The organism is Citrobacter sp. CK195, from assembly GCF_030333365.1.
Classification (GTDB): domain Bacteria; phylum Pseudomonadota; class Gammaproteobacteria; order Enterobacterales; family Enterobacteriaceae; genus Citrobacter_B; species Citrobacter_B koseri.
On the sequence record NZ_JAOWGB010000022.1, the window covers coordinates 643,507 to 670,129 of the forward strand.

The 26,623-nt window shown below is 49.4% G+C and carries 28 protein-coding genes; 23 read left to right on the forward strand and 5 right to left on the reverse strand.

Annotated elements, in window-relative coordinates; translation table 11 throughout:
* The first annotated feature begins 289 nt into the window (after nt 1–289).
* From OGX93_RS07955 to OGX93_RS07985, 7 genes are read left to right on the forward strand one after another with little or no spacing between them, the layout of a single operon-like run.
* A complete protein-coding gene (locus OGX93_RS07955) occupies nt 290–1,174 on the forward strand; it encodes a FliM/FliN family flagellar motor switch protein (RefSeq protein WP_047458648.1) in 885 nt (294 codons plus the stop codon).
* On the forward strand, nt 1,167–1,565 hold the full coding sequence (gene fliN, locus OGX93_RS07960; RefSeq protein WP_012133720.1) for a flagellar motor switch protein FliN: 399 nt from the start codon (nt 1,167–1,169) through the stop codon (nt 1,563–1,565). The genes OGX93_RS07955 and fliN overlap by 8 nt, the downstream gene beginning before the upstream one ends.
* The gene (gene fliP, locus OGX93_RS07965; protein WP_286449382.1) at nt 1,562–2,314 is read left to right on the forward strand and encodes a flagellar type III secretion system pore protein FliP; all 753 of its coding nucleotides are present in this window, start codon (nt 1,562–1,564) and stop codon (nt 2,312–2,314) included. Before fliN ends, fliP begins: the two co-directional genes overlap by 4 nt.
* Nucleotides 2,315–2,316: 2 nt before the next feature.
* Nucleotides 2,317–2,586, forward strand: a complete 270-nt coding sequence (fliQ, locus tag OGX93_RS07970) for a flagellar biosynthesis protein FliQ (RefSeq protein ID WP_286449381.1) — start codon at nt 2,317–2,319, stop codon at nt 2,584–2,586.
* Between the two features lie 6 nt (nt 2,587–2,592).
* Nucleotides 2,593–3,366 (forward strand): flagellar biosynthetic protein FliR, encoded by a 774-nt coding sequence (gene fliR, locus OGX93_RS07975; RefSeq protein ID WP_049009537.1) that lies wholly within the window; start codon nt 2,593–2,595, stop codon nt 3,364–3,366.
* On the forward strand, nt 3,366–4,499 hold the full coding sequence (flhB, locus tag OGX93_RS07980) for a flagellar biosynthesis protein FlhB (protein WP_012133724.1): 1,134 nt from the start codon (nt 3,366–3,368) through the stop codon (nt 4,497–4,499). Before fliR ends, flhB begins: the two co-directional genes overlap by 1 nt.
* Nucleotides 4,486–6,582, forward strand: coding sequence for a flagellar biosynthesis protein FlhA (locus OGX93_RS07985; RefSeq protein WP_286449380.1), 2,097 nt, complete (start codon nt 4,486–4,488; stop codon nt 6,580–6,582). The genes flhB and OGX93_RS07985 overlap by 14 nt, the downstream gene beginning before the upstream one ends.
* A gap of 60 nt (nt 6,583–6,642) precedes the next feature.
* Here OGX93_RS07985 and OGX93_RS07990 read toward each other — a convergent pair whose 3' ends face one another.
* Nucleotides 6,643–7,632, reverse strand: a complete 990-nt coding sequence (locus OGX93_RS07990) for a lysozyme inhibitor LprI family protein (RefSeq protein ID WP_012133726.1) — start codon at nt 7,630–7,632, stop codon at nt 6,643–6,645.
* A 168-nt stretch (nt 7,633–7,800) separates the two neighbouring features.
* On the opposite strand from OGX93_RS07990, the gene OGX93_RS07995 reads away from it, so the two are divergent.
* The gene (locus OGX93_RS07995) at nt 7,801–8,058 is read left to right on the forward strand and encodes a hypothetical protein (RefSeq protein ID WP_024130634.1); all 258 of its coding nucleotides are present in this window, start codon (nt 7,801–7,803) and stop codon (nt 8,056–8,058) included.
* Between the two features lie 126 nt (nt 8,059–8,184).
* On the opposite strand, the gene OGX93_RS08000 is transcribed toward OGX93_RS07995, so the two are convergent.
* Nucleotides 8,185–9,726: an EAL domain-containing protein gene (locus OGX93_RS08000; RefSeq protein ID WP_012133727.1), complete on the reverse strand. Its 1,542-nt coding sequence runs from the start codon at nt 9,724–9,726 to the stop codon at nt 8,185–8,187.
* 151 nt (nt 9,727–9,877) lie between these two features.
* Nucleotides 9,878–10,222, reverse strand: a complete 345-nt coding sequence (locus OGX93_RS08005; RefSeq protein WP_047458657.1) for an anti-adapter protein IraM — start codon at nt 10,220–10,222, stop codon at nt 9,878–9,880.
* A 311-nt stretch (nt 10,223–10,533) separates the two neighbouring features.
* Here OGX93_RS08005 and OGX93_RS08010 point away from each other — a divergent pair, with 311 nt between their 5' ends.
* Nucleotides 10,534–11,064 (forward strand): hypothetical protein, encoded by a 531-nt coding sequence (locus OGX93_RS08010; RefSeq protein ID WP_012133729.1) that lies wholly within the window; start codon nt 10,534–10,536, stop codon nt 11,062–11,064.
* 115 nt (nt 11,065–11,179) lie between these two features.
* On the opposite strand, the gene cueP is transcribed toward OGX93_RS08010, so the two are convergent.
* Nucleotides 11,180–11,728 carry a copper-binding periplasmic metallochaperone CueP gene (gene cueP, locus OGX93_RS08015; protein ID WP_071260005.1) on the reverse strand — a complete coding sequence of 183 codons (549 nt, stop codon included), beginning with the start codon at nt 11,726–11,728 and terminating at the stop codon, nt 11,180–11,182.
* A 422-nt stretch (nt 11,729–12,150) separates the two neighbouring features.
* Between cueP and OGX93_RS08020 the strand changes: the two genes are divergently transcribed.
* The gene (locus tag OGX93_RS08020; RefSeq protein ID WP_049009530.1) at nt 12,151–12,342 is read left to right on the forward strand and encodes a hypothetical protein; all 192 of its coding nucleotides are present in this window, start codon (nt 12,151–12,153) and stop codon (nt 12,340–12,342) included.
* 76 nt (nt 12,343–12,418) lie between these two features.
* On the opposite strand, the gene OGX93_RS08025 is transcribed toward OGX93_RS08020, so the two are convergent.
* Nucleotides 12,419–13,174 carry a helix-turn-helix domain-containing protein gene (locus OGX93_RS08025; protein WP_286449378.1) on the reverse strand — a complete coding sequence of 252 codons (756 nt, stop codon included), beginning with the start codon at nt 13,172–13,174 and terminating at the stop codon, nt 12,419–12,421.
* A gap of 106 nt (nt 13,175–13,280) precedes the next feature.
* Between OGX93_RS08025 and OGX93_RS08030 the strand changes: the two genes are divergently transcribed.
* The 13 genes from OGX93_RS08030 to OGX93_RS08090 all read left to right on the forward strand — a co-directional run bounded on the left by OGX93_RS08030 (nt 13,281) and on the right by OGX93_RS08090 (nt 26,622).
* Nucleotides 13,281–13,664: a nuclear transport factor 2 family protein gene (locus OGX93_RS08030; RefSeq protein ID WP_233591099.1), complete on the forward strand. Its 384-nt coding sequence runs from the start codon at nt 13,281–13,283 to the stop codon at nt 13,662–13,664.
* A gap of 773 nt (nt 13,665–14,437) precedes the next feature.
* The gene (locus OGX93_RS08035) at nt 14,438–15,016 is read left to right on the forward strand and encodes a fimbrial protein (RefSeq protein WP_024130637.1); all 579 of its coding nucleotides are present in this window, start codon (nt 14,438–14,440) and stop codon (nt 15,014–15,016) included.
* Between the two features lie 181 nt (nt 15,017–15,197).
* On the forward strand, nt 15,198–15,896 hold the full coding sequence (locus OGX93_RS08040; RefSeq protein WP_049009526.1) for a fimbrial biogenesis chaperone: 699 nt from the start codon (nt 15,198–15,200) through the stop codon (nt 15,894–15,896).
* Nucleotides 15,897–15,927: 31 nt separating this feature from the next.
* Nucleotides 15,928–18,366, forward strand: a complete 2,439-nt coding sequence (locus OGX93_RS08045; protein WP_286449376.1) for a fimbria/pilus outer membrane usher protein — start codon at nt 15,928–15,930, stop codon at nt 18,364–18,366.
* Nucleotides 18,367–18,381: 15 nt separating this feature from the next.
* Nucleotides 18,382–19,473 (forward strand): fimbrial protein, encoded by a 1,092-nt coding sequence (locus OGX93_RS08050; protein WP_286449375.1) that lies wholly within the window; start codon nt 18,382–18,384, stop codon nt 19,471–19,473.
* A 316-nt stretch (nt 19,474–19,789) separates the two neighbouring features.
* On the forward strand, nt 19,790–20,572 hold the full coding sequence (locus OGX93_RS08055) for a hypothetical protein (RefSeq protein WP_130029234.1): 783 nt from the start codon (nt 19,790–19,792) through the stop codon (nt 20,570–20,572).
* Between the two features lie 52 nt (nt 20,573–20,624).
* A complete protein-coding gene (locus tag OGX93_RS08060; protein ID WP_286449373.1) occupies nt 20,625–21,290 on the forward strand; it encodes an EAL domain-containing protein in 666 nt (221 codons plus the stop codon).
* 45 nt (nt 21,291–21,335) lie between these two features.
* Nucleotides 21,336–21,923 carry a LuxR C-terminal-related transcriptional regulator gene (locus OGX93_RS08065; protein WP_130029236.1) on the forward strand — a complete coding sequence of 196 codons (588 nt, stop codon included), beginning with the start codon at nt 21,336–21,338 and terminating at the stop codon, nt 21,921–21,923.
* Nucleotides 21,924–22,064: 141 nt separating this feature from the next.
* Nucleotides 22,065–22,568 carry a DUF1543 domain-containing protein gene (locus OGX93_RS08070; RefSeq protein WP_286449371.1) on the forward strand — a complete coding sequence of 168 codons (504 nt, stop codon included), beginning with the start codon at nt 22,065–22,067 and terminating at the stop codon, nt 22,566–22,568.
* Nucleotides 22,569–22,934: 366 nt separating this feature from the next.
* On the forward strand, nt 22,935–23,816 hold the full coding sequence (locus tag OGX93_RS08075) for a glycine betaine ABC transporter substrate-binding protein (protein WP_012133744.1): 882 nt from the start codon (nt 22,935–22,937) through the stop codon (nt 23,814–23,816).
* Between the two features lie 9 nt (nt 23,817–23,825).
* Nucleotides 23,826–25,370 (forward strand): HAL/PAL/TAL family ammonia-lyase, encoded by a 1,545-nt coding sequence (locus OGX93_RS08080; protein WP_047458690.1) that lies wholly within the window; start codon nt 23,826–23,828, stop codon nt 25,368–25,370.
* Nucleotides 25,370–25,993 carry an ABC transporter permease gene (locus tag OGX93_RS08085; RefSeq protein WP_286449369.1) on the forward strand — a complete coding sequence of 208 codons (624 nt, stop codon included), beginning with the start codon at nt 25,370–25,372 and terminating at the stop codon, nt 25,991–25,993. Before OGX93_RS08080 ends, OGX93_RS08085 begins: the two co-directional genes overlap by 1 nt.
* Nucleotides 25,990–26,622: an ABC transporter permease gene (locus OGX93_RS08090; RefSeq protein ID WP_286449368.1), complete on the forward strand. Its 633-nt coding sequence runs from the start codon at nt 25,990–25,992 to the stop codon at nt 26,620–26,622. Before OGX93_RS08085 ends, OGX93_RS08090 begins: the two co-directional genes overlap by 4 nt.
* The last annotated feature ends 1 nt before the right edge of the window (nt 26,623 follow it).

A 26,623-nucleotide genomic window follows, 5' to 3' on the forward strand; every position in this document is an offset into this window, starting at 1 on the left:
TTAATCTATAGAAATCAATAAATTAAAAAAGTTATTAATGAGAAAATTCCTAGAGAAATAATGGATTAATAACCCCTGGATGCTTGCAATAGCAGGGTTAAGATTGTCTAATCTACATCCTGACGTAATGTGTGAGAGTTTTCGACAGCGACGTTTCTTCTGTGTTGTTCAAGAGCGACACATAATTTTTAAAACTCAAATACCTCCAGGAAATTTTACGGTTCACGCTACACAACAACCAAAAAGTGGCGTTATTTTTCATCTAAACTTTTGGTAACCCGGAATAATCATGAACCCTGCATCACAGCGAGTCAGAATTCATCAGAGAAAGGATTTACCTTCTCTGGTAAAGCTCGACACCAGTAAACTCGGTCGGCCGTGGCACAAGTTACCCAAGTTGATGAATGACAGTTTTGACATACTTGATGCACGCCTGAGCATTTATTTTCTGAAGAAACTCCGTGTTAATGCCGCGTTGAAGTCGATGACCTTCGCAATCGACCAGCAATATAAGAATGCGCAGGTTTTTTCGACACCTTACGGAAATGTCGCCTTTGTTATTGATCGCATCTTATTGCTGAACATCCTTCATGATTATTACGGTTTAAGTAAAGACAGCAGTCATGTTGCGCCAGATGAATCGTTGCGTGTGACAAAAACAGAAGAACGCCTGAGAAGTAAACTGGGTCAGGAACTCACGCAACTGGTGATTTGCAAAGAAACCTTTGGTGAAAATCTCGATATTAAGGTCGATTATTCAACGGTCATTAGCCACTGGTCCTGGTGCATTACCTTTACCCTCGAAGGGTACGATCACGGCTCTTTTACCATTCTGCTCGATCACCACCATGTTGATCAGATGCTGGCGATACTCCGTTCGCCAGATGCGGCCGATAGCCGCGCCGTGAAAAGCGTGCCGCTGAGCCCTGCGCAGATAGAACGGTTGTTCGACAGTCTGCCGTTAAAACTGAGCGGGCGTCTGGCCAGCCTGAACCTGACCGTCGCCCAGATTTCCGATATTAAACCCGGGGATATCATCCCCATCGCCATTAACGAACCTTTACCGGTATTTATCGGCAAAGAACAGATTTTTGAGGCTGCTATCGTTGAAGATCGTAGCAAGCTGTTTTTGTGCGATATCTATGATAAGACAACCGAGAAGCAATATGAGTGATTTGCAACACGAGCTAAGCCAGTCTCTTGACCTGGATGACCTGAACCTTAGCGATATGACGCAGGAAGACACCGTCGAAGGGAATATCCGCCTGGATTTGCAGCCTGAAACGCGCAACACCGCGATGACGGATATCCGTAAAATGGCGCTGTTTAGCCGCATTCCCGTGACGCTGACGCTGGAAGTCGCTTCCGTAAATATCTCGCTTGCTGAATTAATGTCAGTCAACAGCGATTCGGTGGTCGAACTGGACAAGATGGCGGGCGAGCCGCTGGACATTAAAGTGAACGGCATTCTGTTTGGTAAAGCAGAAGTGGTGGTGCTCAACGATAAATACGGCCTGCGAATCATTGAATTCAACGCCAAAGAACTCGGTGAGCTCACGCGATGAACCGCTTGTTTAACAGAAGCGGCATCGCTCTGCTGCTCCTGGGTCTGCTTGTCGCACAACCGGCACTGGCTGCAAATGGCGACATTACCCTCTTTAGCACCGCCGCCAACGGCGCAGGTCAGGATTACAACGTTAAAATTGAGATCCTGATCCTGATGACTTTGCTCGGCTTATTGCCGATCATGGTGCTGATGATGACCTGTTTCACCCGCTTCATTATCGTTCTGGCGATTCTGCGCCAGGCGCTCGGGCTGCAACAAAGTCCACCCAATAAAATTCTTACCGGGATTGCGCTGGCGCTGACATTGCTGGTGATGCGCCCGGTCTGGACCACGATTTATACTGACGCCATTGACCCTTTTCAAAAAGATGAAATCACGCTGAAACAGGCGCTGGCGAAGGCGGAAGTGCCGCTGAAGAACTACATGCTGGCCCAGACGAACAATAAAGCGATGGCGCAAATGATGAGCATCGCCGGGATCAAGGGCGATGCGCGCGAGCAGGATCTCACGATCGTGACTCCGGCCTATCTGCTGAGCGAACTGAAAACTGCCTTCCAGATCGGCTTTATGATCTATATCCCCTTCCTGGTGATCGACCTGATTGTCGCCAGTATCCTGATGGCGATGGGGATGATGATGCTCTCGCCGCTGATCGTCTCGCTGCCCTTTAAGCTGATGCTGTTCGTCCTGTGCGATGGCTGGACATTGATCGTCGGTACGCTGGCCTCCAGCGTTCAGGGTCTTTAGCGATGATGAACATGGACACGGCAGGCGACATCATGGCGACCGGCATCCATCTGGTGCTGCTGATTTCCGCCGTCGCCATTATTCCCAGCCTGATTGTCGGGCTGTGCGTCAGTATTTTTCAGGCCACCACGCAAATTAACGAACAGACGCTGAGCTTTCTGCCGCGACTGGTCGTCACCCTGGGCGTGCTGATCTTCGCCGGTAAGTGGATGCTGACGCAACTGGTGGATTTTACGATCCAGATCTTTCACCAGGCGGCGCTGGTCGGTTAAGCGGCGATGGGAATCGATATACAGGCGCTGTTCACGCCGCTGATGGCTCTGGTGCTACCCTTTTTCCGCATCCTGGCGTTTTTGCAGTTCGCGCCCGTGCTGGACAACCGGGCTTTTTCCCGTCGCATTAAGATTGCCGCAGCGCTGGCGCTGTCGATCATTATCACCCCCATGCTGCCCAATAATGTTGTACTCAGCGAACTGCTTTCGATGCGCACCGTCTTGCTGATCGGCGAGCAGCTCCTGTGGGGATTCCTGTTCGGCATGGCGCTCCAACTCGTCTTTGTCACGCTGCAAACCGCCGGGCATATTCTGTCGATGAACATGGGGCTGGGGATGGCGATGATGAACGACCCGGTCAACGGCAGCTCCACTACGGTGATTTCGCAGATCATTTATGTTTTCTGCGCACTGCTCTTTTTCATCATGGATGGGCACCTGCTGCTGGTCACGATTCTGTTCAAAGGCTTTAGCTACTGGCCTATTGGTCAGGCGATTAACCAGCCAACGCTGACGCTGATTGTTCAGGGACTGGGCTGGATTATGGCATCCGCGACGCTTATCGCGCTGCCGACGACGTTCGTCATGCTGATTGTGCAGGGCGGATTTGGCCTGTTAAACCGCGTTTCACCGACGCTGAACCTTTTCTCGCTGGGTTTTCCGATCAGTATGCTGTTTGGGTTGCTCTGTATCTCAATGATGGTGACCAACATTCCTGATCACTATCTCAATCTCACCAATGAAATACTGGCGAAGCTCGACGCCATAAGGGTGCCGTAATGTCCTCCAGCGGCGACAAAAGCGAAAAACCCACCCCCGGAAAACTGCGCAAAGCGCGTGAAAAAGGCGACCTCCCGCGCTCAAAAGATCTGACGATGGCGGCGGGACTGCTGGCGTCGTTTTTCACCCTTGCCGCATTTCTGCCCTATTACCAGCAGTTAATCCGTGAATCGTTTGCCGCTGTCGGTGAAATGGCGGGCAGGCTCGACGATCCCACGGCGCTGAATCAGTTTATGCTGCTGAACGTCTGGGTTGTACTGCGCTTTATCGCAACGCTGATTCCGATTCCGCTGTGCTGCATAGTGGCAAGCCTGGTGCCTGGCGGCTGGATTTTTACCCCCACAAAACTGAAGCCGGATTTTAAAAAGCTCAGCCCCATCAGCGGCATCAAGCGGATGTTTTCCGCCAGCCACTACACGGAAGTCGGCAAAATGCTGCTCAAGTGCGGCATTATTCTTACCGTGTTGTACATGATGGTGCATGACTCCATGCACGCTCTGCTGCACCTGCAACAGCTTTATCTTCGTCAGGCGATCGGACAAGGGTTTGCCATTTTTCGTCACGTCTTCAGCTACTTCATCGCCGTTATCGTCATTTTCGCCCTGCTGGATGTACCGCTCAGTAAGTTCATGTTCACCAAAAAAATGCGCATGACCAAACAGGAAGTGAAAGAAGAGTATAAAAACAACGACGGTAATCCACAGATTAAAGGACGCATCCGCCAGCTTCAGCGTCAGATGGCGATGGGGCAAATCGCGCGAACCGTACCAACGGCAGACGTTATCATCACCAACCCGACGCATTACGCCGTTGCGCTGAAATATGATCCACAGCGTGCCGAAGCCCCTTACATCGTTGCTAAAGGAATCGACGATGTTGCGCTCTGGATCCGTGAAGTGGGCGCTAATCACAATATCGAGGTGGTGGAATTTCCGCCGCTGGCGCGGGCAGTTTATTACACCACCCGCGTTAACCAACAGATTCCCACGCAGCTTTTCCGCGCGATTGCCCACGTACTGACCTACGTCATGCAATTAAAATCCTGGCGCGAAGGCAACGTGGAACAAAAGCCCCGCCTGAACAGGCAAATCAACATTCCTCAAGAGGTACTGAAAGCCAATGGCGAACAGTAAATTGCGCAACGCGCTGAGCGTGCTCCGTCAGGGGCAAGTCGGCGTGCCTATTCTGCTTCTCTGCGTGCTGGCAATGGTTATTCTGCCGTTGTCGCCGCTGATGCTGGATATTCTGTTTACCTTTAATATCGTCCTGGCGGTCATCGTGCTGCTGGTATCGGTGAATATGCAGCGTCCGCTGGACTTTGCTATTTTCCCGACGCTGTTGCTGATCACGACGTTAATGCGTCTGACGCTGAACGTCGCCTCTACCCGCGTGGTGTTGCTGCACGGTCATGAAGGCGAAGGCGCGGCGGGTAAGGTCATTGAAGCCTTTGGTCAGGTGGTCATCGGCGGCGATTTCGTCGTCGGTTTCGTGGTGTTTATCATCCTGATGATCATCAACTTCGTGGTGGTCACCAAAGGGGCGGAACGTATTTCCGAGGTTTCCGCGCGCTTTACCCTGGATGCGTTGCCGGGCAAACAGATGGCTATCGACGCCGATCTGAACGCGGGTCTGATTAACCAGCAGCAGGCCCGAAACCGCCGACAGGAAGTATCGAAAGAAGCAGACTTCTACGGTGCGATGGACGGCGCGTCGAAGTTTGTTCGCGGTGACGCCATCGCCGGGATCATGGTGCTGATCATCAACGTGATCGGCGGTATCTGTATCGGTATTTTTAAATACGATCTCGATGCCAGCCACGCGTTCCGCCAGTACGTACTGCTGACCATTGGTGACGGTCTGGTCGCCCAGATCCCGTCGCTGCTGCTGGCGACTGCCGCAGCGATTATCGTGACCCGCGTCAGCGAAGGCAATGACGTCAGCGATGAGATAAAAATCCAGCTTCTCTCTCGCCCGAAGGTGCTCTATACCGCCGCTTTCGTGATGTTTATTCTCGCGATTGTGCCGGGAATGCCGCACATTGCCTTCCTGAGCTTCACCGCCCTGCTGCTGTTTGCCGCCTGGCGGCAGAGCAAAGCGGTGCAGCCCGCCCAGGAAGAGACGGATATGGAGGCCATCACCGAAGCCATCGCGCCGGATGCGACGCCAGGCGTCTCTTGGGAAAGCATTCCATTGGTGGAGCCTATTGGCCTGAATCTCGGCTATAAACTGGTCACGCTGGTGGATGAGTCGAAGGGCAGTCCGTTGTCACAACGTATACGCGGCGTTCGCCAGGTCATTTCCGAGCACTGCGGCGTACTGCTGCCGGAGATCCGCATCCGGGAAAACTTCCGCCTGAAACCGGCGCAATACGCGATTCATATCAACGGCATTCGTACCGCGCTCGGCGAAGTCCAGGCTGAAAAACTGATGGCGATTCCCGGCACTGAATTGTACGGGGAGATCAACGGCATACTGGATACCGACCCCGCTTACGGCATGGCAATTGTCTGGATCGACCCGGAACAAAAGGCGAAAGCGCTGAATCTTGGTTATCAGGTGGTTGACTGCGCGAGCGTGGTGGCGACGCACGTCAACAAGGTCGCCCGCGAACATCTGCCAGATCTGTTTAACTATGACGATATTACCCACCTGCATGCGCGCCTGGCGCTCCAGGCACCAAAGCTGGCGGAGGATTTAAATGCCGCGTTTAGCTACAGTCTGCTGCTGCGCATTTATCGCCAGTTATTGCTGGAGCAGATTTCACTGAAGGATATCGTCACCATCGCGTCCACATTGCTGGAAAGCGTCACCGTGACGAAAGATCCCGTTCTGCTGACCTCCGACGTGCGCTATGCTCTGCGCCGCGCCATCGTTCACACCATTAACGGCGATCGTCAACAACTCGCGGCCTACACCATCGACAGCCAGCTGGAGAATATGCTGCTGGGCGCGCTCAACCAGGCGCAGCAGGCCGGAAAAGTGGCGCTGGATAGCTTCCCTGTCGATCCGAACATTCTGACCCAGTTGCAGACGACAATGCCGATGATTTACGAGCAGATGAAGGCGAAAGGGCTGCCGCCGCTGCTGCTGGTAACGCCGCAGCTACGTCCGGTGATCTCCCGCTATGGCCGACTGTTCGCCTGCGGGCTGCATATTCTTTCTTATAATGAAGTGCCGGATGACGCGGATCTGAACGTCGTAGGGACGCTGGCATAACCGGCAGGAGATCGACAAAGGAGATCGCGATGACGATCTCCTTTCCCATAACGACAGGTTTTATTGATCCAGGTAACGCAGTTTCCAGCCAGCGAGCGTACGCGGCATTTTCTTGATATCGTTACCTCTGGTGCTGAAGTAGTACAACTGCATTTTTCCGGCGCTGTCGCGTTCTACCCTCGCCGCCCAGATATTGCTTTGCGTGTACATAATAATGGCCGTATGGTTGTTCGCCGCGCCACGCACCCACATAGAGACGACCGTTGCGCCGATGTTATCTATATCATCCTGATAAATGTAAACGTTGGCGGTATCCACAAACTTCTGGTAATCATCCCCCACCAGCGCGCGGAAGCGCTCATCCATTTTGGGGTCGGAGAAAATTCCCAGCGAGTACAGCGTCGCCTTCGGGCGGGGATCGTGATCCGAGCGCAGATAGCGCCCATCAATAAATGCCCCCGTCGGCATCGAAATCCGGCATCCCCAGTCCGCGTTGCTGTAGACCTGAAGCGCGCCGCTTTTACGGGGGATAAACAGCAGTTTGCAATTACTGGTATCGGCAATACGTTCGACCAGCGCCATGCCGTACAGTTTTCGGGCTTCGGCCGTAAACTCATCTTTATTCAATCCCGACCAGACGCGAATATCCGTCGTGACTGACCATTCCGCGCTCCGGCTGAACTGGATCATTCCGCCACTTAAATTGGACACACTGGTGTTCCACCACAGCCCTTCCCAGTCAAAATCCGGGGCAACGTCTGAAATAGAACTGATGCCCTGATAGTAGGCACGCTCAATGCAGCTGTCGGAGGTACACGCCTGTAGCGACTTTTCCCATTCCTGGTACTTCTTGTGAACCTGTTGAGAAGGGTTTCTGACCAACATCGTGTGATAGATAACCGTCATTGTGCTGTCCAGCCAGTGAAGATTGTCGTTGTTACAAATGGTGTTTTCTAAAGGCATAGAAGCACGCTGACAGTTAACCGCATAAGCGCTGGCAGCGGAGAATGACACAAGGAGTATCAGACAGTTAATCAGGCGACCAATCATTATGAATAATCTTTAACCAATACAGGGGCTTATTTTGGCTAAATTATGTTTTATTTGCAATAAGTCACAAGATTTTATTCACATTATGAATAATCACCTCCCTGATTTAAGTTGTTGCCGGTAAATGCCGCTTGATAACAATATGTGTTCCTCATGGATTGTTAGGTTATGAAGATAGACAGTAGTAATTACATGCTTTCGACACTCTCCTCAGGTTCGTCACAAAACGATGCCAGTCGCAAACCTCTCGGCATCACGCGTAACAGCGGGCAGGCCAGTCCACAAAGCGGCTACTGGCAATTGTCCAGCACCGCGGTATCGGCTGTAGTGAACCTAAAAAAAGGGGAAATGATGCCTTATTATCAGGGCTCGCCCGTGCAATGGCAGTTAATTCAGTATGATTTAGGTAAAGAGACGCCAGTCTGAATCATCGCTATACAGCATAATTATTATGAGCGGTAATCTGTCACGCACTTGAGATAGCTTATCGTTCATATCACGCCCCCTCCCCCGCGCAGAGTCCTTCAGGATATAATTCCTATAATCAGTATGTTACGTGACAACCTGATAACCTCTGATAAAGCGGATAAAATTCGCGAATGAAAGTGGCCGGGAGAAGAAATAGCCCTGGAAGAAATCAACATTTTTAGATCGAAGATAATCAACCTGGTACTTATGCTCCACCCCTTCCGCAGTCGTTTGAATACGCATTCTTTGTGCCATCTCGACCACACAATCAACAAGCGGCGTATTTTTCCCTTCCGAAATCAGATTAATAAACATGCGACCTATTTTAATATTCTCTGGCCGCAGGCCAGTGATATAAGACAGGTTAGAAAATCCCGTGCCAAAGTCATCCAGCGACAGCCCGACATTATGAATCTTCATATAATCAATTTTATTGGAGATATCATCATTCACTTCGATCTCTCCACGCTCGGTGATTTCAAAAACAAGTTGCAGGTTCTGTTCGCGAAACACACCTGAATACGTCCCGATGAATGAATAAAAAGAGTCCTTCACCAGATGAGCATGGCTGATGTTCAGGTTAAATTTAAAACCCGGTTTAAATACCGTGACCGAGCGTTGAATATCGATAACCACCAGATCCAGTAATCCTTTCGTCAGGTCGGCAATCAACCCGGCACGTTCTGCCACCGGGATAAAGATATCGGGAGAAACAGAACCCGCTTCACAATGTTGCCAGCGGGCCAGAACTTCCGCGCCAATCACGCGGTTTGTTTTGGCGCATACAATCGGCTGGTAGTAAGGCTGGATTTCATTTCTTCTGATGGCCACCGCAAGGTGATGAGGTAATGATGCCCGATGCGATAACAGTAACCAGAGCAATATGGATGATACGAGCGCACTGGCGATAATCATCGCAATATAGCGCCATGAGTGGGCGATCACGACCAGCGCATCCCCCAGTTCGGTTTTTCGCCAGGCAATCGTATAAAGTTTGTTATAACTTTCCGCTTTTATATAGTGTGAAAAATGCGACTCCTGCAAACTCCCCGGTTTAACGCCAGAGGCGGTTAAAATTTTATCGTTCATGCGTAAAACAATACGATCGCTGAACGCCATATTTTTGATGCGCTCAACAATAATGCGCACATCAGAAGCCGCAAATATTCTTCCCGCCGGATAAGAAACATAAAGCATCATGATGAAATCATGCGGAGAGGTGATCACCCGATCAACCCTTATGCCCTGCTGTAAAGAGAGAGCAGGACTCAGGGTGTACCCTTTGTTGTAGAGTAGCGAGGAACAATAAATCGTATTGCCCTGCGTAAAGTTAAGCGACTGAAGATGCGGGTAGCGTGTGGGGATAATATTGAGCTTTTTTTCCAGTGTCGTATTACAGGGCTGACCCAGTAACGGTTGCGCCTGCGCAATCGCCAGTCGGGCATCGCCTAATACTTTATCGACGACAAAAGCCAGACTTTTGACCTCAGATTGCAGCAGCGCCTGCTTACTTTGCTGTACGCTCGTTAACTCCAGCCACAGCACGCTGGCAAATACCAGAAAAAACAGAAAGACAGAAGCTGTAAGGATTCTTTTATCTGATTTTGTTATAAACCTTAAAGACATATCAGGTCGCTTCTTTTCTACTCAGGGCACTCTGTGTTCAGGCGACACAAAACCGGCCCGTCTTAAATGACAGCAATAAAAAGGATGGATACCCAATCTGCATGTAACGACGACGTTCTGCGATGCCAGAATAGTCACGCCATAAATTATTTTATCCGGTGACAGTCCTCGCGCCATACGGACAAAGCGTGAATACGCACCGCTGCTGTCGCGCACAGTGATTGATGGTAACAACGCCATTTCCCGGGCAGTCAATTCGGTTATGAAAAGAGGCCCATAACGCATTGCTGTAGGGGAAAACGTGCAGGATTTTGATGTTTCTTTTTTTCCCGTTCGCCAGGACGCCTGAATCCTCCGGGGAGATAACGGAACCTGTGCGTAAAAAATAATCGCCCTTATACCACAGAATGAACTTAAGATTTTCCGCTCCGCTGGTCAGCGCAAAGGCGGTTCCCGTTGTCGGGCACACCAGGTTATTTTCGACGCTCCACTCCATAACAAACTCCTTTTGTTGTATGTTCGTCCATTAACGCCCTAAGAGAATTACTAATACTCTGCCTCATGTCTAACAGAAATAAGAAAAATCAAAAACCTTACGCTTGAACAGAAAACAAATACTTTATTTACACATTGACAAGGCGATCTGATTTGACTTAATGAAACATATCAGCTAACTCTGCATCTATTTTTTAAAATATCAACAAAATTTATAGCAATCATACAACATAAGATTTAAGTACAGGCCGGATTGTGTCGCAATGGTACTCAGGCAATTTGAGCAAAATAACAAATGAAGGAGTCTGATGTATGGACATAATATTTATTATCTCCTTAATCATAATTGGCTGCATCCTGGCGCTGTCTGGAGGATGGATACTCATTCTGAAAGCCGAAGCTAAAATAGAACAAAAAATAATGGATGGGTTGGAACTCAAAAGGAAAGAGGATCAGAATAATAAAATTCTGCAAAAATATGAGGAGCTGTTAGCAATGGAAATCGAATGGCATACGTATCGAATATCCACCATTGAGTTTTTCATTACAAAAGTGAAGAGTAAAAGCGCCACAGAAACGCCGATAACACAACCGACAATAAGCGGCGACAGCAAACTTTACTCTAAAATAAAAGCATTAATATCTATTTACTTTCCGCATCTACAGGATGATTATAATACGCTGTGTAAAGTTTCAAACTGCTCTATCTATTTTGACTTTATCTACGGCAGATGTACCAGCAGCAATAAAGTCATTACCACACTGACAGAAAAGCGAGCGCAATTTAAATCGCTGTCTACGGAATTTCAAAACAAAATCCGAAAAGAAGTCACCATTACATGATACGTGATTCGCACCCGATGCGGGGCTGAGTCACCGGCAAGGGAATCGCCCTGAAGATAGAGACTGGCGAAGAATGCAGCACATCGTCAGTCATCTCTTCAGGCTGTTTATCCCTTTACGAGGCAGCGCGTAATTGCAGGTCGGTCAGGCAAGTCTGACTGTCATTCGCGGTTTTAAACGAATAAGCCGCTTTTTTCCCCTCATGACTGATTTCAATCATCCCCTCAGTGTTACGCGGCAGCCATAACCCGATAAAGCCATTCTGATAACTTTTCATTTTCTTATGTATCAACACCGTACCGTTCCGATCTGTCACGTTCACATCAAACCAGCTGTCCGGCATTTCTCCCTGGCAACCTGAAAGACTGTGGTTAAAACAGGGATGGGTTTGATATTCATAAGGCGCCAGCGAGAGATAAAATTTCTCACCCAGCGGAAAGGTGTACGTTTCGCCATTCGCCGACAGTTTCAGATCCGTGCTGGTCACAGAAGCGGTATACGGTAAAGGACGCGCCTGAGGGTTTTGATCGATAGCATCCACCATTTGCTCAACCGATTTTCCCGCCAGCCCGCGTTCAGCCAAAAACGCCGTTTCCTGCGTCGATGCCATTGAGATATTACTTAGTGCAATAAATAATAATAAAGACTGAATGATTTTCGGCATAATTATTATCCTTGTACGAATTGTGTTTCACAATTATACGTCTTTTCAGGAAGAAGAAGACAGGCGCACATCAGGTAAAGTTTAGAAAAGATCTGTATGAGCGTGCTAAATAAGCAAAAAAATGAAAGACATGCAGTCTAATAAAAAAGAGTTCAAGTGACCATATCACAATTATGAACTTTTCCCTGTAAAATATATGTTATATAAACAACTAACTGATAACATGTCAACACTGATAAAAGCGTAATACATCAATGTAAACAGAACCGCCTGAGTCCAGAGTCTCATTTATTCTCTCCGGTACATTGTCCTTGCATCTTAAATCCAATGAGAAAAAATAATAATCTTGACAAGATAATTACACAGCATAAATATGAGCAACAAGAAATAAAGGCATAACCTTATAAGCATAAGGAATATTTATGGAAAGGGAACTGTTAAACATAAAAAAAACAGGAAGAAATAAAATAGACCACGACCTTAACTTAAAAATTAATGTCTTTAAAACGTTGCGACAAGAAAATGTCCTGATGAAGGATTATATTAATCTGCTGGAAAACAGAATTATTTTTCTGGAAGGCGTCATTCTGGAGAAAACGAAGAACAAATCATAAGATTCTATTATACAGGCAGGGATGTCTGACTCCGTGTGCCTTGTCGCATAAGTGACTCTATTTATGCGACCTTTTTTTAAACCACATTCGTACCATGACCGAAACGCAGATAGAACTGCCCTGGCGTCATTCCCATAAAACGCCTGAACACGGCAATAAATGCACTCACATTCTCATAACCCGCTAATTGCGCGACAAGGCTGACAGGCTCTCCGCGCAGTAAATATTCCAGAGACAAAATGACTTTCGCTTTTTGCTTCCACTGACCGAATGTTAATCCCGTCTGCTGTATAAAAAGGCGGCTCAACGTCCTGACGCTCAGCCCGGCCTGTTTCGCCAGCTCTGCCTGACTCAGCGTATAGGCCCTGTCGGCCAGTATTTTTTGCGCAATCTGTCTGACCCTTCTGTCGTCGGGAAGGATCAATTGTGAAGAGAGCGCATCAGCATAGCGAATCTCATCGACCATAACCTGCAACAGGTGAGCCAGCCGCTCTGAAGGCTCTCCGATGGTTCCCTCCCCACAAATTTTCTCAAGCAACAGCAGTAAAAAAGGCGACGCTGCCCGAACGCACGGTGAGGAGGGAAAGACCCCGCAATATTCCACGCTGAAGTGCAGACTGGCGCCATATGCACTCACCGGCATCCACGCGCAATGGGGTAACGACGGCGGAATCCACCCTACCGAACCGGGCGTCAACGCCCACTGCCCTTGTTCCGTTTCGACCATCACCATGCCACGCGTGATCCAGTACAACTGCCCGCCAGGGTGATGGTGCCACTGAGTCGTATGCTTAGAGGAGTGATGTAAAGGTTGAATGTTTTCTATCATCATGGCCGATTTAGCGTATTTATTGTCTTACTACGGTTACTTTGCCGCTTCAGTCTGAGGGTAATCTTCCCTGTACGCAATCACGATAAGGAAGAGAACATTGGAAAATATGATGCAACGCATTGCTCAGGCGCTTGATGCCGTTATTTCCCGGCCCGGGCACGATGAACACACTATCGAATTTTTTTTCACGCCCGATTATCGCCAGACGGTAAATGGCATCGACCTTGATTACGATAACTTCGTCACGCACATGGCAAAACTAAAACAGGTTACTCGTACCATGAAGGTGAACATTCTGGCCATCGCTCAGCAGGGCAATCACGTTCTGACCCATCACCTGGTGACCGTCATCAAAACGAACGGCGAACAGGCACAAACCGAAGTCTTTGCCTGTTTCACATTAGAAAATGGCCGTATTGCTGCCTGTCAGGAATTAACCCGGTTAATCAGCGGCGCCGAAGAAGATAAAATGCTGGGAAGTCTGCGGTGATCGGGAGCGAATTAAGGGACAGATAAAGACCGGAATGCAACGACAGAACGCAGCCCCGCCTATAAAAATACGGAGTTTGCGGTATATAACAGTCCCCATATGGCAAAGCCGTACACTCTGCTCCCCTGCCATTGCGCTATTTAGTTAGCGTCAGTGCGTACCTGCAAGAATAAGCAGCAATCCCCCTCCGCTCTCCTTTTTATTAAAACGCCATTTTATATTGCATGCCTGGGCGTTTTTATCCCTTTTGCTCATCCTCTTCACCCACTTTCATTTTAATAAATCTTATTAATTAAAATAATTCACCCCGAACAATGAAACAAAAACAAAACAAATAAAGAACATTTAACTACTTTTCTTTATAAATATAACATTAGTGCGCAAAATATTCTCTTTTTTTGTCGTTACCTGATTGTGTAAATCAATATTACTGAATGTAAGCATCAGATTTTTTCCATTTTACCTTTCGTTTTATAAGAATTTTAAAATTTAAAGTTACATCTCAGTTACACGATCAGTGCCATATGCTGATAAACAAGAAAAAAAACCAAAACAGCAGACTTATACACTTAATTTAAGTAAATTCTTAAACTGATATTTTAAGATTGTGTTACATCAATTAGGATCATCACCTAACCTGATGGAAATAATGATGCAGGCTCCATTTTTCCGTTTTCAGGGATTTTACGGATGTAGACAGCAAGACCAGGACGGTTTTGTGACATGAAATGTTCGTCCCCAGGACGGGAGCAAACATACTGGAGTTAATATCAATGAAAAAGCTCGCTATCTCTTCTTTCGTTATCGCGTCATCCTTCGCAGCCTTTAATGTCAGCGCTGCAACCGAGGCTTCTGGCGGTACTATCACCTTTACCGGCCAGGTTACTGATACAACCTGTACAATTAACGGCGGAAACTCTGCTGACCTGACGATTCCATTAGATCCCATCGCCGTTAGCGATGCATCTACCGCAGGTCTGATCCAGAAAAACCGTAAACAATTTACTCTGGAATTTACCGGCTGTACTTCTGCTTCCCTGGGGCAGGACGATGGCGCGGGAAATAAAAATACCCTGAATCTGATCCTGAGTTCAGACAGTATTTCTAACGATGGTCTGTATCTGAACAACACACAGTTGAGAACCGACGGCACGAAGAAAAACGTGGGTATCGCACTCAGCACGCTGGCCAATAGCCAGACGCCGCTGAACCTGCATACTAACCTTGATACGAATGTTGAAGGTGATAGCGCCACTGTCGATCTGTATGCGAACTACTATAAAGTCGGTTCAGACGCTGCCGATACCGGTGCCGTTAACACCATGCTGACTTATACCGTCGCGTATTTATAAGCAACGGGTTAATTTACTCATATAAATAAAGAGCCTGATCCGTCATTATTGACTTATTGTATTCGCGAATTATTTTCACCTTCTGGTGAGGTATTCTTGTACCTGTAATTCAGGAGGGAAGAGAGAAAATAAACGCGACCAGGTATATTGATTAGATTAGGCTCTCTTTTTTCAGGTTAATATGAAACGTTCTCTCATTTTTCTAACGCTTATTGCCTTCAGCTTTAGCAGTCTGGCGAATGTTATTATTAGCAATACCAGGGTTATCTATCCTGAAGAACAAAAAGAAACAACGGTTCAGCTGATTAACCGTGGCAACAGTCCGGCGTTAATTCAGGCCTGGATAGACGAAGGTAATCCAGACTCTACGCCAGAAACCGCTCAGGTTCCCTTTTTGCTGACGCCGCCAGTGGTGAAAGTTGAAGGCGGTAGCGGCCAGCAGCTGCGCATTCGCTATACCGGTTCAGCCAACGCGCTGCCTCAGGACAGGGAATCCGTTTATTACCTGAATGTGCTGGATATTCCGCCAAAACAGGAAAATCTTGATGGCAAAAACACGATGCAAATCGCCATTAAGTCGCGCATCAAATTATTTTATCGCCCGACCGAACTCACGATTCCGGCCAGCGATTTACATAAGTATTTATCGTTTAGCGCGCAGGGTAATCAACTTGTCGCCACAAACCGGGCTCCTTATTTCGCATCGATTGCCACAATGAGTTCACGAGGTAAATCTCTTACTGGCGAACCGAAAATGATTGCGCCATTGTCAACACTGACAATACCCACGACAGGGGCGGTTTTATCGGGGCAGGCTTTGGATATTCTGTTAGTTGATGATTACGGTTCATATCAAAAATATTCATTCACCACAAAATAATATAATAATGTCCAAATGAATGGGGATGGCAATGGCTGGTAAAAAGAGTCAATACGCATGTTTATTGCCAATACTGGCGATGATGTCTATTTATAGTCGGGCGTATGCCGTGGCTTTCAATACTGACTTTTTAGCCGGTGACTCTAAAAATGCCGATATGTCGCGTTTTTATCGTGCCTCTGCGCTTCCTCCTGGTGAATACCCGTTTGATGTTTTTATTAACGAGGAGTGGAAAGGCCGCCTTCCCGTTTATATCACGGATAAAGGAACGTTTTTCCAGCATGAGAATATTGCCCAGCTTGGGCTTCTTCCCTCAATAGTCCCTGCCGCAAATAGCGCCAGCGAGCGAGTGGATGTGAATACGTTACTGCACGGAGGCAGTATGAAAGTCAATGCGGCCGATATGTCGCTGCGTCTGACCATTCCCCAGGCGTATATTCGCCAGACGCTGCGCGGTTATGTCGATCCCGTCTTTTGGGATGAAGGCATTCCGGCGCTGATGCTGGGATACAATGCCAACTATAACTACAACGAAGCCAAAGGCGGAGGACGCAATCAGGAAAACGCCTATTTCCAGTTAAACAGCGGGCTGAATGCGTTTGGCTGGCAATTTCGCGATAGCTCCAGCTATAACAAAAGCAAGGGCGTGGAAGGATCATGGACAAACAATACACGCTACGTTGAGCGCGGGATCGCTGCGCTTAAATCGATCATCCGCATGGGCGACAGCTATTCCAGCAACGATCTTTTTGATTCTTTGCGTTTTCGCGGCGTCAGCATGGGCACAGATATGCGCATGTTACCCGATTCTCAGCAGGGCTTTTCCCCGATTGTACGCGGCGTCGCACAGTCTAACGCGCTGGTTAAAATTAGTCAGAACGGGCAGGTTATTTATCAGAAAAACGTGTCGCCTGGCCCGTTTGAAATTGCGGATATCCTTCCTACCGGCTCAGGCGGCGATCTGAATGTCGAAGTCATTGAAGCAGACGGGCGCACCAGCAGTTTCATCGTCCCCTTTTCTTCGGTGCCAAACATGCTGCAAGAAGGGATTGGGAAATATGGTCTGTTGCTGGGGGAAGCGCGCACGGAAGAAAGCCGCTATCGCCCCCAGTTTGCCCAGGGCAGCTATCAATACGGGATCAATAACCTGATCACCGGTTATACCGGGGTAATTTACAGCGAAGACTATAACGCGTTTCTTCTCGGGAGCGGCCTTAATCTCCCGTTTGGCGCGCTGTCTTTTGACGTCACACAGTCACAAACGCAAATTCCGGCAGATAAAAAAGTCCGTGGGCAAAGTTACAAAGTCGCCTTTAGCCGTTTCTTCAATGTCACCGGGACGAACTTTGCGCTGGCGGCGTATCGCTATTCCACGAAAAACTATTACAGCTTCAATGATGCAATCGCTTTGCACAACTGGCAAAAAGAGAACGCTGACAGCCCTAATGCCAGATATATGCGCCAGAAAAACACCTTTAATATCAACCTGAGCCAGTCTCTGGGTGAGGAACTGGGTTCCCTTTACTTATCAGGAACCTGGCGGGACTACTGGAATGGTCATGGCACAACAAAAGAGTATCAACTGGGGTATTCCAACCACGTTGGCGCCGTAAGTTATACCCTCTCAGCCAGCAGCATGCGTAACGATAATCAGCGCGAAGAGCGACGTTATTACCTCACATTCTCGGTGCCCCTGAGTCTCTTTGAACGGCCCGTTTTCCTCAACAGCAGCGTTACATTTAATCGTGACGGCTATTCCGACACGAACGTGGGGATCAGCGGAACCGCAGGCGAATTTAATCAGGCGACCTATAGCGTCAGCGGCAGCAACCGTCGCGGTGGAAATAACTCGGCCAGCAGCAGCCTGAGCTATCGCACTGCGTTTACCACCTTAAACGGCAGCTATAGCGAGTCAGGAGACTATCGTCAGATCGGCGCGGGAGCCAGCGGTAGCCTGGTGGCTTATCGGGGCGGCCTGCTGACGTCCAGCCAGTTGGGCGATACCTTCGCAATTATCGACGCGCCAGGCGCTCAAGGGGCCACGCTGGGCGGCGACGGCACACGCACCACGAATACCGCCGGGAAAGCGTTGGTTCCTTACCTGTCCCCGTACCGTAAAAACCGAATCCAGTTAGATACCACCCATATGAAGGAAGGCGTTGAGCTGAAAGGCAATATCCAGGAAGTGGTGCCTTATGCGGGTTCCGTCACCTATGTGCGCTTCGATACCGACCAACGGCGGCAGTTCATGTTGCCAGCACGGGCCGTTAACGGGCGCCCTCTCCCCTTCGGCACCGAAATTTTTGACGATGCTGGCGCCAGCGTCGGATATGTCGCCCAGGGAGGAATGTTGTACCTGAAAACGGAACAGCTCCCGTCACGTTTACATATCAAAACCAGCAGTGACGGCCGCCAAAGCTGTGTTATTAGCCAGCCGACCCACGATGGTCAGATAAATATTTGCCGCTAATGGCAGGAGCAGAGGATGAAAATCACTATGCGTACAATAACGTTAATTCTTGCCTGGCTACTGGGATCGATAAGCTATGGCGTACAGGCCTCCTGTACAAGCGATTCCGGCGCGCAAAAAGAGAGCAATCTGGTGCTCAACCTGGATTCACTTTCCCTCAGCAGCGAAACCACAGGTTCGCAGAACCTGTCGCTGTCATCCGGTACGTTTAGCTGTACCGGCGAATGGATTGGTTATGCTAACCGTGTTGCCATTATCTCTGAAATGGCCAACAGCACGGCCTATATCAATTATGGTAACTATGTATTGCAATTCACCATCGGCAATATTGTACCCACGAAAAAAGACTATAGTCGCTCTGGAGAAAGTTATATTCCCGGTACTTCGCTGAATAACGTGGTCTATACCTATAAGGCTAAGTTACTCAAAAGCGTACCGAGCGGCGCCAACCCGGCCTATGTCTATAACGTTGGCCCGGACGCAACCAGTATTACTCTTGCTCACGCTATATCCGTTGTTGATGCTTCAGGTATCGATTTCTGGTTTCCCGGCGTTAATTTAGCCGAATTCATTAAATGGATATTAGGCCTTATCGGTTCTGACGAAGAGAAACGCCTGTTCTACCAGAATATCACGATCAATTATCGTCCTCATGTCAGCACCTGTAGCATCCCGGATACGACGGTCACGCTACCGGAAACCGATCTTACCAGCCTGATATCCGCAGGAAAGGAAGCGCAGTTTTATGAAAACTTCACTCTGCATGCCGAATGCAGCGACCTGTTAGAAGGCATGAGCACACGCACCATTCAGTTTTATCTCAGTAGCGCCAGCGTCGATACGGATAAATACACCCTGAAAAACACCCAGGGAACGGCAAGGAATATTGGGGTGCGAATTATGCGTGCCGATACCAGTAAAAAAATTGCCATCAGCCAGACAGAGCTTACCGCAGGTAATATTACCAGCGAGTATGAGCTCTATAAGATTGCGCAGTGGGGAAGCAATTTTGATATTCCACTGAGAGCATATTATTACATCTATGGTGCAAAACCGACGGAAGGCAGAATACAAACCACGGCGAAAGTAAACATCATTTACCCATGATAAAAGGCGAGAAACAGAATAGTCATCTACTGAAATAATCAGAAGCCTCAACAAAAAAAGAAAGATATTTATACACAAAATCATTTGAGAAGCATCGAGACGGCAAGTGAATGAGTCCCAGGAGCGTACACGTAGTACGTGACAGGGGTGAATGAGCGCAGCCAACAAAGAGGCAGCCTGAAGGATGAAGTGTATATCAACGCCTTATCATGGTGTGTTTTAATAGTATCACTATTATTTTCTTATTTTATAAATAGTTACAGTTAAATTTTACATCTTGTCATTATTGTAAACGATATGCGGATCGAAAAATATAATGCGTACACTACAGAACGATCAATTTCTTTATCTCAGCAGTGAGGACTCATCCTGTAATCCTTCCACTGCAAGATTTGATTTAGTTATGATAGAAAACTCTGTCAAGTCATTAAATAGCGTTACGCAGCCGCTCCATTCAACGTTAATTATTGATACCGATAACTATATGATTAATTTTCTTTGCAAACACCTGATCAACCCTTTGGTACTACACACCAGCCCGACATTCAGAGAAGCAAAATACAAAATAGAAAACCATATTATTGATAATGTCGTCATGGAAGTTTTTACGCTGGAGGAGAGTGCGCTGGAGGCGCTTAATTTCATTTATGATATGCAGATAAACTATCCTGGCATTCGCTTAACGGTGTTTACTTTTACGCGTAACAGTTACCTGCTTCAGGTTTTGCGAAGTTTTCATTATATCAATATCGTTTCTAAGTATGAACCCATGTCCGAGCTTAATCATGCCGTTCATGCCTGCTGGCTGGATGAGGCTTTTTACAGCCAGTACATTAACGATCTCATGGCTGAAATAGAACAGCCGGATTCTTTTGACGACATTGAATGGACCGTTCTGACCGAACTGGCCCACAGCACGCCTACCCATGACATCGCAAAAATAATAAATAAACGCTATCACACGCTTTTTTACTACATCAAAAAGATCAATAAAAAGCTGCATCTAAGCACTAAAAATGAACACATAAAAATGCTGAAAGCGATAAACAGTAATCCACTAAAAAGTGCAAGCATATCTTATCGCGACCGATTTAATTAATCCCAGAAAAGCCCGATGCACCGTTTATAATTAAAAAGGATATGCCATTATTATGAAACTCATGTGCCGTATCGAACCTATCATTCATGTCCAGACCGGTAGACGGATTGGCGGTGAGGTGCTCTGCCAGCCGGAAGGGGCAGATCCAGAGCTATTTTTCCGCTCTGTTTCGCCAGAACTCCTGTCACATATTGTTCAGGAACAGATATGCACGGGAGTAGCAAATCAGCACGATCGCAATGGCATTTTATTTTTGAATATTACGATTCCATTGCTTATGAATCTGGTGTGGCTCAGATCGATTCTTGCCATGTTACCCGGCCCAAAGGTCATTGAAATTGATTGCCAGCAAAGCGAGTCTTATTTTCCGCAACTTGTGCTGCATATTGATGCAATTCTGACCCTAATGCGCGCTTTTAATACTCAACTTTGGCTGGACGATCTCTATGTCAGGCATATTCCGTTAATTGCGCAACTCCCCTTTCGCTTTGATGGGATTAAGATTGATAAACATGAACTCTGGAGAATATCCGCTGAACAGGATACCTCAGCAATGACAACGCTGGTAAGACAGGTGGAATACCTGACGGATCATGTTCTGGTGGAAGGCGTTGAAAACGAATACCAGCACCGCTTTATTTCGGAGAGCGACGTACATTATGCCCAGGGATTTCTCTGGCCCGTTGATGAGCGAGAATCATTCGTAATAACGATTTAAATATTAAGGAAACCAGCATATTTCAAATATAAAAAAGGGATTCAAATGAAGTTGAAAATAGTGATAGTGTCTGATGACGTCTATTATCTGACGGGTATATCGAAAGGGATGAAAGAGTCAGGTACGCGTGTTGAGAGCATTTTTTTAAGCGATGCTGCCGAGTTTGAACGTTTCACGCTAACCACCTCTTTTTCGCTATCAAAAGATACCGTTGTGTTGCTCTCCGTCAGAGAGCCGGGTTTACTCGACAGGTTAATAACCTTTTTCTTTAGTAAGGTTACGCTGTGCATATCACCGTCAGGCCTGCATTCCCGTCGCCATTTCTTTTGCCAGTACGGTGTATATTACTTCAATAAAAACAAAACATTATCAGAATTAAACGATATTCTGATAGCTATTTCAAATAGAAAAAATACGGAAAGTAACACCATCACTGACAAAGAGTTTTTTATTCTCAGCGAGTTAGTCCGCGCCGGGAATGTGAAACGAATGTACAGCGCAATAAACATCTCTGAAAAAACGGTCTCTTACTACAAGAGGTCGGCATTAAAAAAGATGGGATTACTGAGCAGCCAAAATTACTTATGTATCCACCCGGCACTCTCCGCCGTTAAGACCATTCAACGGCACTGAGCCCCGTCTGAAACTTGTCTGGCGATGCTGGTACGCTTTGATACCGGGGATACCCAGACTCCCGATATTGTTTATCAGGTTGCGACCACAATCGTTATGTAGTCAAATGCATAACGACATCAATGCTAAAAGAGAGTTTCCATGAACCTGTATATGTTTTATATCGGTGGAAATGCCGGTAAATCCAATATCGAAGTACACGATATTCAGTTTGTCGCAGCCAACGAGCCACAAGACGCCTGGCCTGCGCTAAGAGAAGCATGGTTTGGTGACAAGGATAAGATTCACATTGATGGTTACAGCCGTATTACGTGGGTGAATGGCTATTCTGTCACACTCTCTCCTGAACCCTCCCCAACGGCGAACAGGTTATTTTTTGTTAACGTTGGTAGATATCGGCCTGATACGTTAGCTGAATTACATGAATTTGATCTTTTTGTCGCGCAAGACGCACAACAGGCCAGAAAGAATGCACTACAAACGTTGCTCTGCGGCGTTGAACAGCAACATAAAGACAATCTGAAGGATGTCGATGATTGCCTGTTACTTGAAAAGGTAGGCGGGCTATTTATTCATCTGACACCCTGCCCGACAGGACGTCGTGACCAACCAGAATGGCAGGGTTATCAACCGATAGGTGAATAACATTCAGGAGCCTGCTCTCCGGCCTGCGTATACATTCTGCGGCAATCGGGTCTTTACCCTTCATCATTTAGCGGGGTAAGCGGGTATTCCCCATTGACTAAGCCATTATCAAAAAATGGCTTTACGCCTTTCCATAATACAACTCCCTTCCCTGAAATTTACGGTTTCACACGTTCGAACCCATTATCCATATTGTAATCAGCATCAATAAACGGCACATCATGGAGAAGTCAGCCAAATAGTAAACATTTAAAGTTTCGTTATAAGAAAGAACGAATCCCTATTTCATGCGCCGTCAATATGCTGCTAGCTTCGCTGGTTTGTATATACAAGTAAATTCATGCATTTCTTTGCGGGGAAACGGGGATGAGCATAAAAAACAAACTGGCAGCCTCCTGGCTGGCGCTGGGGTTGTTCGCAGCGCAGGCGCAGGCAGCGGATTTCGTTGTGGGCAGCAAAAACTTTACCGAACAATATATTCTGGCGGAAATCTATGCCCAGGCACTGGAGCAATCCGGGCTTTCCGTTGAACGCAAAACAAACCTGGGCGGGACGTTAATCGCCCACGCCGCGCTGCTGAAAGGCGAAATTGATATGTACCCGGAATATACCGGTACGGCGCTCAGCGCAGTGGTCAAAGGAAAGCCCTCCTCCGATGCCGCACAGGTGTTTAAGCAGGTCAGCGACGCCTACCAGCAGCAATATCATCTCACCTGGCTGCAACCAGCCCGCGTGAACAACGGCTACGCACTGCTGGTGAGCAAACAAACCGCAGAGAAATACCACCTGAAAACGCTCTCCGATCTCGCCAAAGCCGCGCCGGAACTGACCATCGGCGCAGGTGCGGAGTTTGGCGACCGTCAGGACGGCCTGAAAGGGCTGGAGCAGACCTACGGCATTAAATTTAAAGCTTTCCGCCAGTTTGCCAAAGTCGGCCTGCGCTACGACGCCCTTGCTGCCGGGCAAATAGACGTCGCAAACGGCTTCGCAACCGACTGGCAAATCGCGGAAAACCAGTATGTCGCACTGGAAGACGATAAACACCTCTTTCCTCCCTACGAAGTTGCGCCGGTCGTGCGCGATACAGCACTACAGGCACATCCCCAGGTTCGCGACATTTTAAATAACATCAGCCAGTTGCTTGATAACGCCACGATGCAAAAACTGAATGCGGAAGTGGAAAAGAATAAAGAAGAACCGCGCGATGTGGCGGAAGACTTTTTGCGCGCAAAAGGCGTAATTAAATAGGGTACGACCGTGACAACGACACTTTTTCTGGGCGACGCGCCGCTCACGCTTGATGACGTGCGAGCTGTTGCTGACTGCGGGCAGACTGTCGCGCTGGGGGCGCAGGCGCAGCAGGCCATCAGCGCGTCCTTTGATTTTCTGCTGCACAGCATCAGCGCCGGAAAGCATATCTATGGCGTCACCACCGGGCTTGGCGCTAATGTCGATACGACGCTGCTGCACACGCAAAATGACCGTCACGATGAGGATCTGCTACAGGCGATTCAGCGACGGATCCCGCTGGCGCGGGCGGTCGGCGTCGGCCAGCAGGCAACGCCCGCACAGGTTCGCGCGATCATGCTGGCGCGTCTTGCGGGTTTCGTGCAGGGCGCATCGGGTATTTCTCTGCCCGTGGCGCAGACGCTGCTGGCCTTTATCAACGAAGGCATCCATCCGCGCGTTCCGCTTATCGGATCTATCGGCGAAGCGGATCTCGCGCCGCTGGCGCATATCGGATGCGCGCTCATCGGCGATGGCGAAGCGGAATATCAGGGTACGGTGGCGCCAGTCTCCGCACTGCTGAACCAGACGGGTCTGACGCCTGCGCCGCTGCGTGGAAAAGACGGGCTGGCGCTGGTGTCGTCTAACGCCGCCAGCGTTGGCCTCGCCGCGCTGCTGCTGCACGACGCCGCCCGGCTTATGAACGCTCACGCGGGCGCTATCGCGCTCTCGTTTGAAGCGTTTCGCGCTAATATCTCGCCGCTGACGCCCTGGGCGGCACGGATGCGCCCCGCACCGCAACAGGCTAAGACCGCCGCGTATCTGCTGGCGCTGCTGGAAGGCAGCCCGCTACTCCAGCCCGGCAGCGCGCGTTCGTTGCAGGACCCGCTCAGCTTCCGCTGCGTCGCGCCGGTGCTGGCCTGCGTTTGCCATGCCTGGCTGAATGCCCGCGCGGCGGTGGAACTGGAACTCAACAGCGCCGACGACAATCCCGGCCTGCTGGCTGAGTCTGAACAGGTTCTGGCAAATGCCAATTTTGATGCCACACATCTGGCGCTGGCGCTGGAAAGCCTCGGGCTGGCTCTCGCCCGCCATGCCGCATGCAGCGGCGAACGCATCATGAAACTGATGTCACCCGCCGCCAGCGGCCTGCCGCGTTTTCTCACCCGCCACGCCGGGCAGACAGGCTTCGCCACGCTGCAAAAAACGGTTTCCGCGCTGGTCAGCGATATCGCCCATCATGCCCAGCCGCTCTCCCCGCTGACGATGCCGGTAGCCGATCGGATTGAAGATTACGCTTCGCAGGCAATGGGGGTGGTCGCCAAAACCACACGACTACTGGAAAGCCTGCGCTATCTGGTGGCCATTGAACTGCTAGTCGCCGCGCAGGCGCTGGATCTTCAGGCGTCGCCACGGCCAGGACGCTATGCAACGGCATTACACGACAAGATTCGCGCTCGGGTGGCGCCGCTGGATGAAGATCGCGCCAGCGCTGGCGATATTTCCGTTCTGGCCGACGCAATAATGCAGCCGGAATGGCTTGCAGGCCAGGCCGTATTGCTGGAGACCTCCTGATGCGCTGGGCGACGCGACACTATGACGACATTCTGCTGGCACTCTGGCAGCATCTGGTACTGGTCGGCACCGCAATGCTGGTGGCGTTCGCTATTTCACTGTTTCTCGGCATTACCACCGCCCGCCGCCCGCGACTGTATGCGCTGGTGATGGCGGTCACCGGCATGATTTTTTCCATTCCAGGGCTGGCGCTATTCGCACTGCTCATCCCGTGGCTCGGCATCGGAATGCTCCCGGCGATTGTCGGGCTGACAGCCTATGCGCTGATGATCCTGACCCGCAATATTGCCACCGGTTTTCATGCCATTCCGCTGGACGTCCGCGAAGCGGCGCGCGGAATGGGATATGGCGCCTGGCGCAATCTGCGCGAAGTGGAACTGCCGCTGGCGCTACCGTTCATCATCACCGGACTGCGCATTGCCACCACCACGCTTATCGGCATCGCTACGGTCGCGGCATATATCAACGCCGGTGGACTTGGCGCAATTATTCTCGCCGGGCTGGATCAGCGCTATCCAGAGAAAATATTTATCGGCGGCGGCCTGACGTCGCTGCTGGCGATCGGCGCGGATCTGTTTTTTGTCCGGCTACAGCGGCGCGTTTTACAGGGGAGAGACCAATGATAACCCAGGCATGGCTATGGGTGCTGGATAACCAGCCGCTGTTCTGGCAGGCAGTGTGGCAGCATCTGATGATGTGCGGGCTGGCGCTCAGCATCGCCCTGATTATTGCTATCCCGACGGGCGTGCTGATCGCGAACATCCCTCGCCTCGCTTTTATCATCACCAGCGGCGCCAGCACGCTGCGGACGATCCCAAGTCTGGCGATCCTTGCGGCGATCATGCCGTTTCTCGGTATTGGCCTGCTGCCTTCAGTCGTCGCGCTGGTGGTGCTGGCCGTGCCGCCGATTTTGCTCAACACCTGCACCAGCATTCAGTCCGTGAACCCGGATACGCTCTCAGCGGCGCACGGCATGGGACTCACGCCCTGGCAGGTCACAGGCAAAATCGTACTGCCACTGGCGGCTCCCGGCATTCTCGCCGGCTGCCGTACCGCCGCCGTACAGGTTGTCGGCGGCGCGGCTCTGGCGTCATTTATCGGTGGCGGCGGTCTGGGGGATTTTGTCACCACCGGCATTGCCATCATGGACATGTCGCGCCTGCTGGTCGGCGCGGTGCCGATTATTCTGCTCGCTGTGGCTATCGAAGCGCTTTTCGCCCTGCTTGAGCGCCTGTATTCTCAGCCGACGTAAG

What these genes read in the sequence shown, in the direction of transcription:
- fliR (WP_049009537.1), top strand. Translation starts at nt 2,593, where the DNA reads ATGGGAATCGATATACAGGCGCTGTTCACGCCGCTGATGGCTCTGGTG.
- OGX93_RS07990 (WP_012133726.1), bottom strand. Translation starts at nt 7,632, where the DNA reads ATGATTGGTCGCCTGATTAACTGTCTGATACTCCTTGTGTCATTCTCC.
- OGX93_RS08050 (WP_286449375.1), top strand. Translation starts at nt 18,382, where the DNA reads ATGAAAATCACTATGCGTACAATAACGTTAATTCTTGCCTGGCTACTG.
- OGX93_RS08010 (WP_012133729.1), top strand. Translation starts at nt 10,534, where the DNA reads ATGGACATAATATTTATTATCTCCTTAATCATAATTGGCTGCATCCTG.
- OGX93_RS08055 (WP_130029234.1), top strand. Translation starts at nt 19,790, where the DNA reads ATGCGTACACTACAGAACGATCAATTTCTTTATCTCAGCAGTGAGGAC.
- OGX93_RS08070 (WP_286449371.1), top strand. Translation starts at nt 22,065, where the DNA reads ATGAACCTGTATATGTTTTATATCGGTGGAAATGCCGGTAAATCCAAT.
- OGX93_RS07985 (WP_286449380.1), top strand. Translation starts at nt 4,486, where the DNA reads ATGGCGAACAGTAAATTGCGCAACGCGCTGAGCGTGCTCCGTCAGGGG.
- OGX93_RS08035 (WP_024130637.1), top strand. Translation starts at nt 14,438, where the DNA reads ATGAAAAAGCTCGCTATCTCTTCTTTCGTTATCGCGTCATCCTTCGCA.
- OGX93_RS08090 (WP_286449368.1), top strand. Translation starts at nt 25,990, where the DNA reads ATGATAACCCAGGCATGGCTATGGGTGCTGGATAACCAGCCGCTGTTC.
- OGX93_RS08075 (WP_012133744.1), top strand. Translation starts at nt 22,935, where the DNA reads ATGAGCATAAAAAACAAACTGGCAGCCTCCTGGCTGGCGCTGGGGTTG.
- fliQ (WP_286449381.1), top strand. Translation starts at nt 2,317, where the DNA reads ATGATGAACATGGACACGGCAGGCGACATCATGGCGACCGGCATCCAT.
- OGX93_RS07955 (WP_047458648.1), top strand. Translation starts at nt 290, where the DNA reads ATGAACCCTGCATCACAGCGAGTCAGAATTCATCAGAGAAAGGATTTA.
- fliN (WP_012133720.1), top strand. Translation starts at nt 1,167, where the DNA reads ATGAGTGATTTGCAACACGAGCTAAGCCAGTCTCTTGACCTGGATGAC.
- OGX93_RS08045 (WP_286449376.1), top strand. Translation starts at nt 15,928, where the DNA reads ATGGCTGGTAAAAAGAGTCAATACGCATGTTTATTGCCAATACTGGCG.
- flhB (WP_012133724.1), top strand. Translation starts at nt 3,366, where the DNA reads ATGTCCTCCAGCGGCGACAAAAGCGAAAAACCCACCCCCGGAAAACTG.
- OGX93_RS08000 (WP_012133727.1), bottom strand. Translation starts at nt 9,726, where the DNA reads ATGTCTTTAAGGTTTATAACAAAATCAGATAAAAGAATCCTTACAGCT.
- cueP (WP_071260005.1), bottom strand. Translation starts at nt 11,728, where the DNA reads ATGCCGAAAATCATTCAGTCTTTATTATTATTTATTGCACTAAGTAAT.
- OGX93_RS08065 (WP_130029236.1), top strand. Translation starts at nt 21,336, where the DNA reads ATGAAGTTGAAAATAGTGATAGTGTCTGATGACGTCTATTATCTGACG.
- OGX93_RS08030 (WP_233591099.1), top strand. Translation starts at nt 13,281, where the DNA reads ATGATGCAACGCATTGCTCAGGCGCTTGATGCCGTTATTTCCCGGCCC.
- OGX93_RS08005 (WP_047458657.1), bottom strand. Translation starts at nt 10,222, where the DNA reads ATGGAGTGGAGCGTCGAAAATAACCTGGTGTGCCCGACAACGGGAACC.
- OGX93_RS08020 (WP_049009530.1), top strand. Translation starts at nt 12,151, where the DNA reads ATGGAAAGGGAACTGTTAAACATAAAAAAAACAGGAAGAAATAAAATA.
- OGX93_RS08025 (WP_286449378.1), bottom strand. Translation starts at nt 13,174, where the DNA reads ATGATGATAGAAAACATTCAACCTTTACATCACTCCTCTAAGCATACG.
- OGX93_RS08085 (WP_286449369.1), top strand. Translation starts at nt 25,370, where the DNA reads ATGCGCTGGGCGACGCGACACTATGACGACATTCTGCTGGCACTCTGG.
- OGX93_RS08060 (WP_286449373.1), top strand. Translation starts at nt 20,625, where the DNA reads ATGAAACTCATGTGCCGTATCGAACCTATCATTCATGTCCAGACCGGT.
- OGX93_RS08040 (WP_049009526.1), top strand. Translation starts at nt 15,198, where the DNA reads ATGAAACGTTCTCTCATTTTTCTAACGCTTATTGCCTTCAGCTTTAGC.
- fliP (WP_286449382.1), top strand. Translation starts at nt 1,562, where the DNA reads ATGAACCGCTTGTTTAACAGAAGCGGCATCGCTCTGCTGCTCCTGGGT.
- OGX93_RS07995 (WP_024130634.1), top strand. Translation starts at nt 7,801, where the DNA reads ATGAAGATAGACAGTAGTAATTACATGCTTTCGACACTCTCCTCAGGT.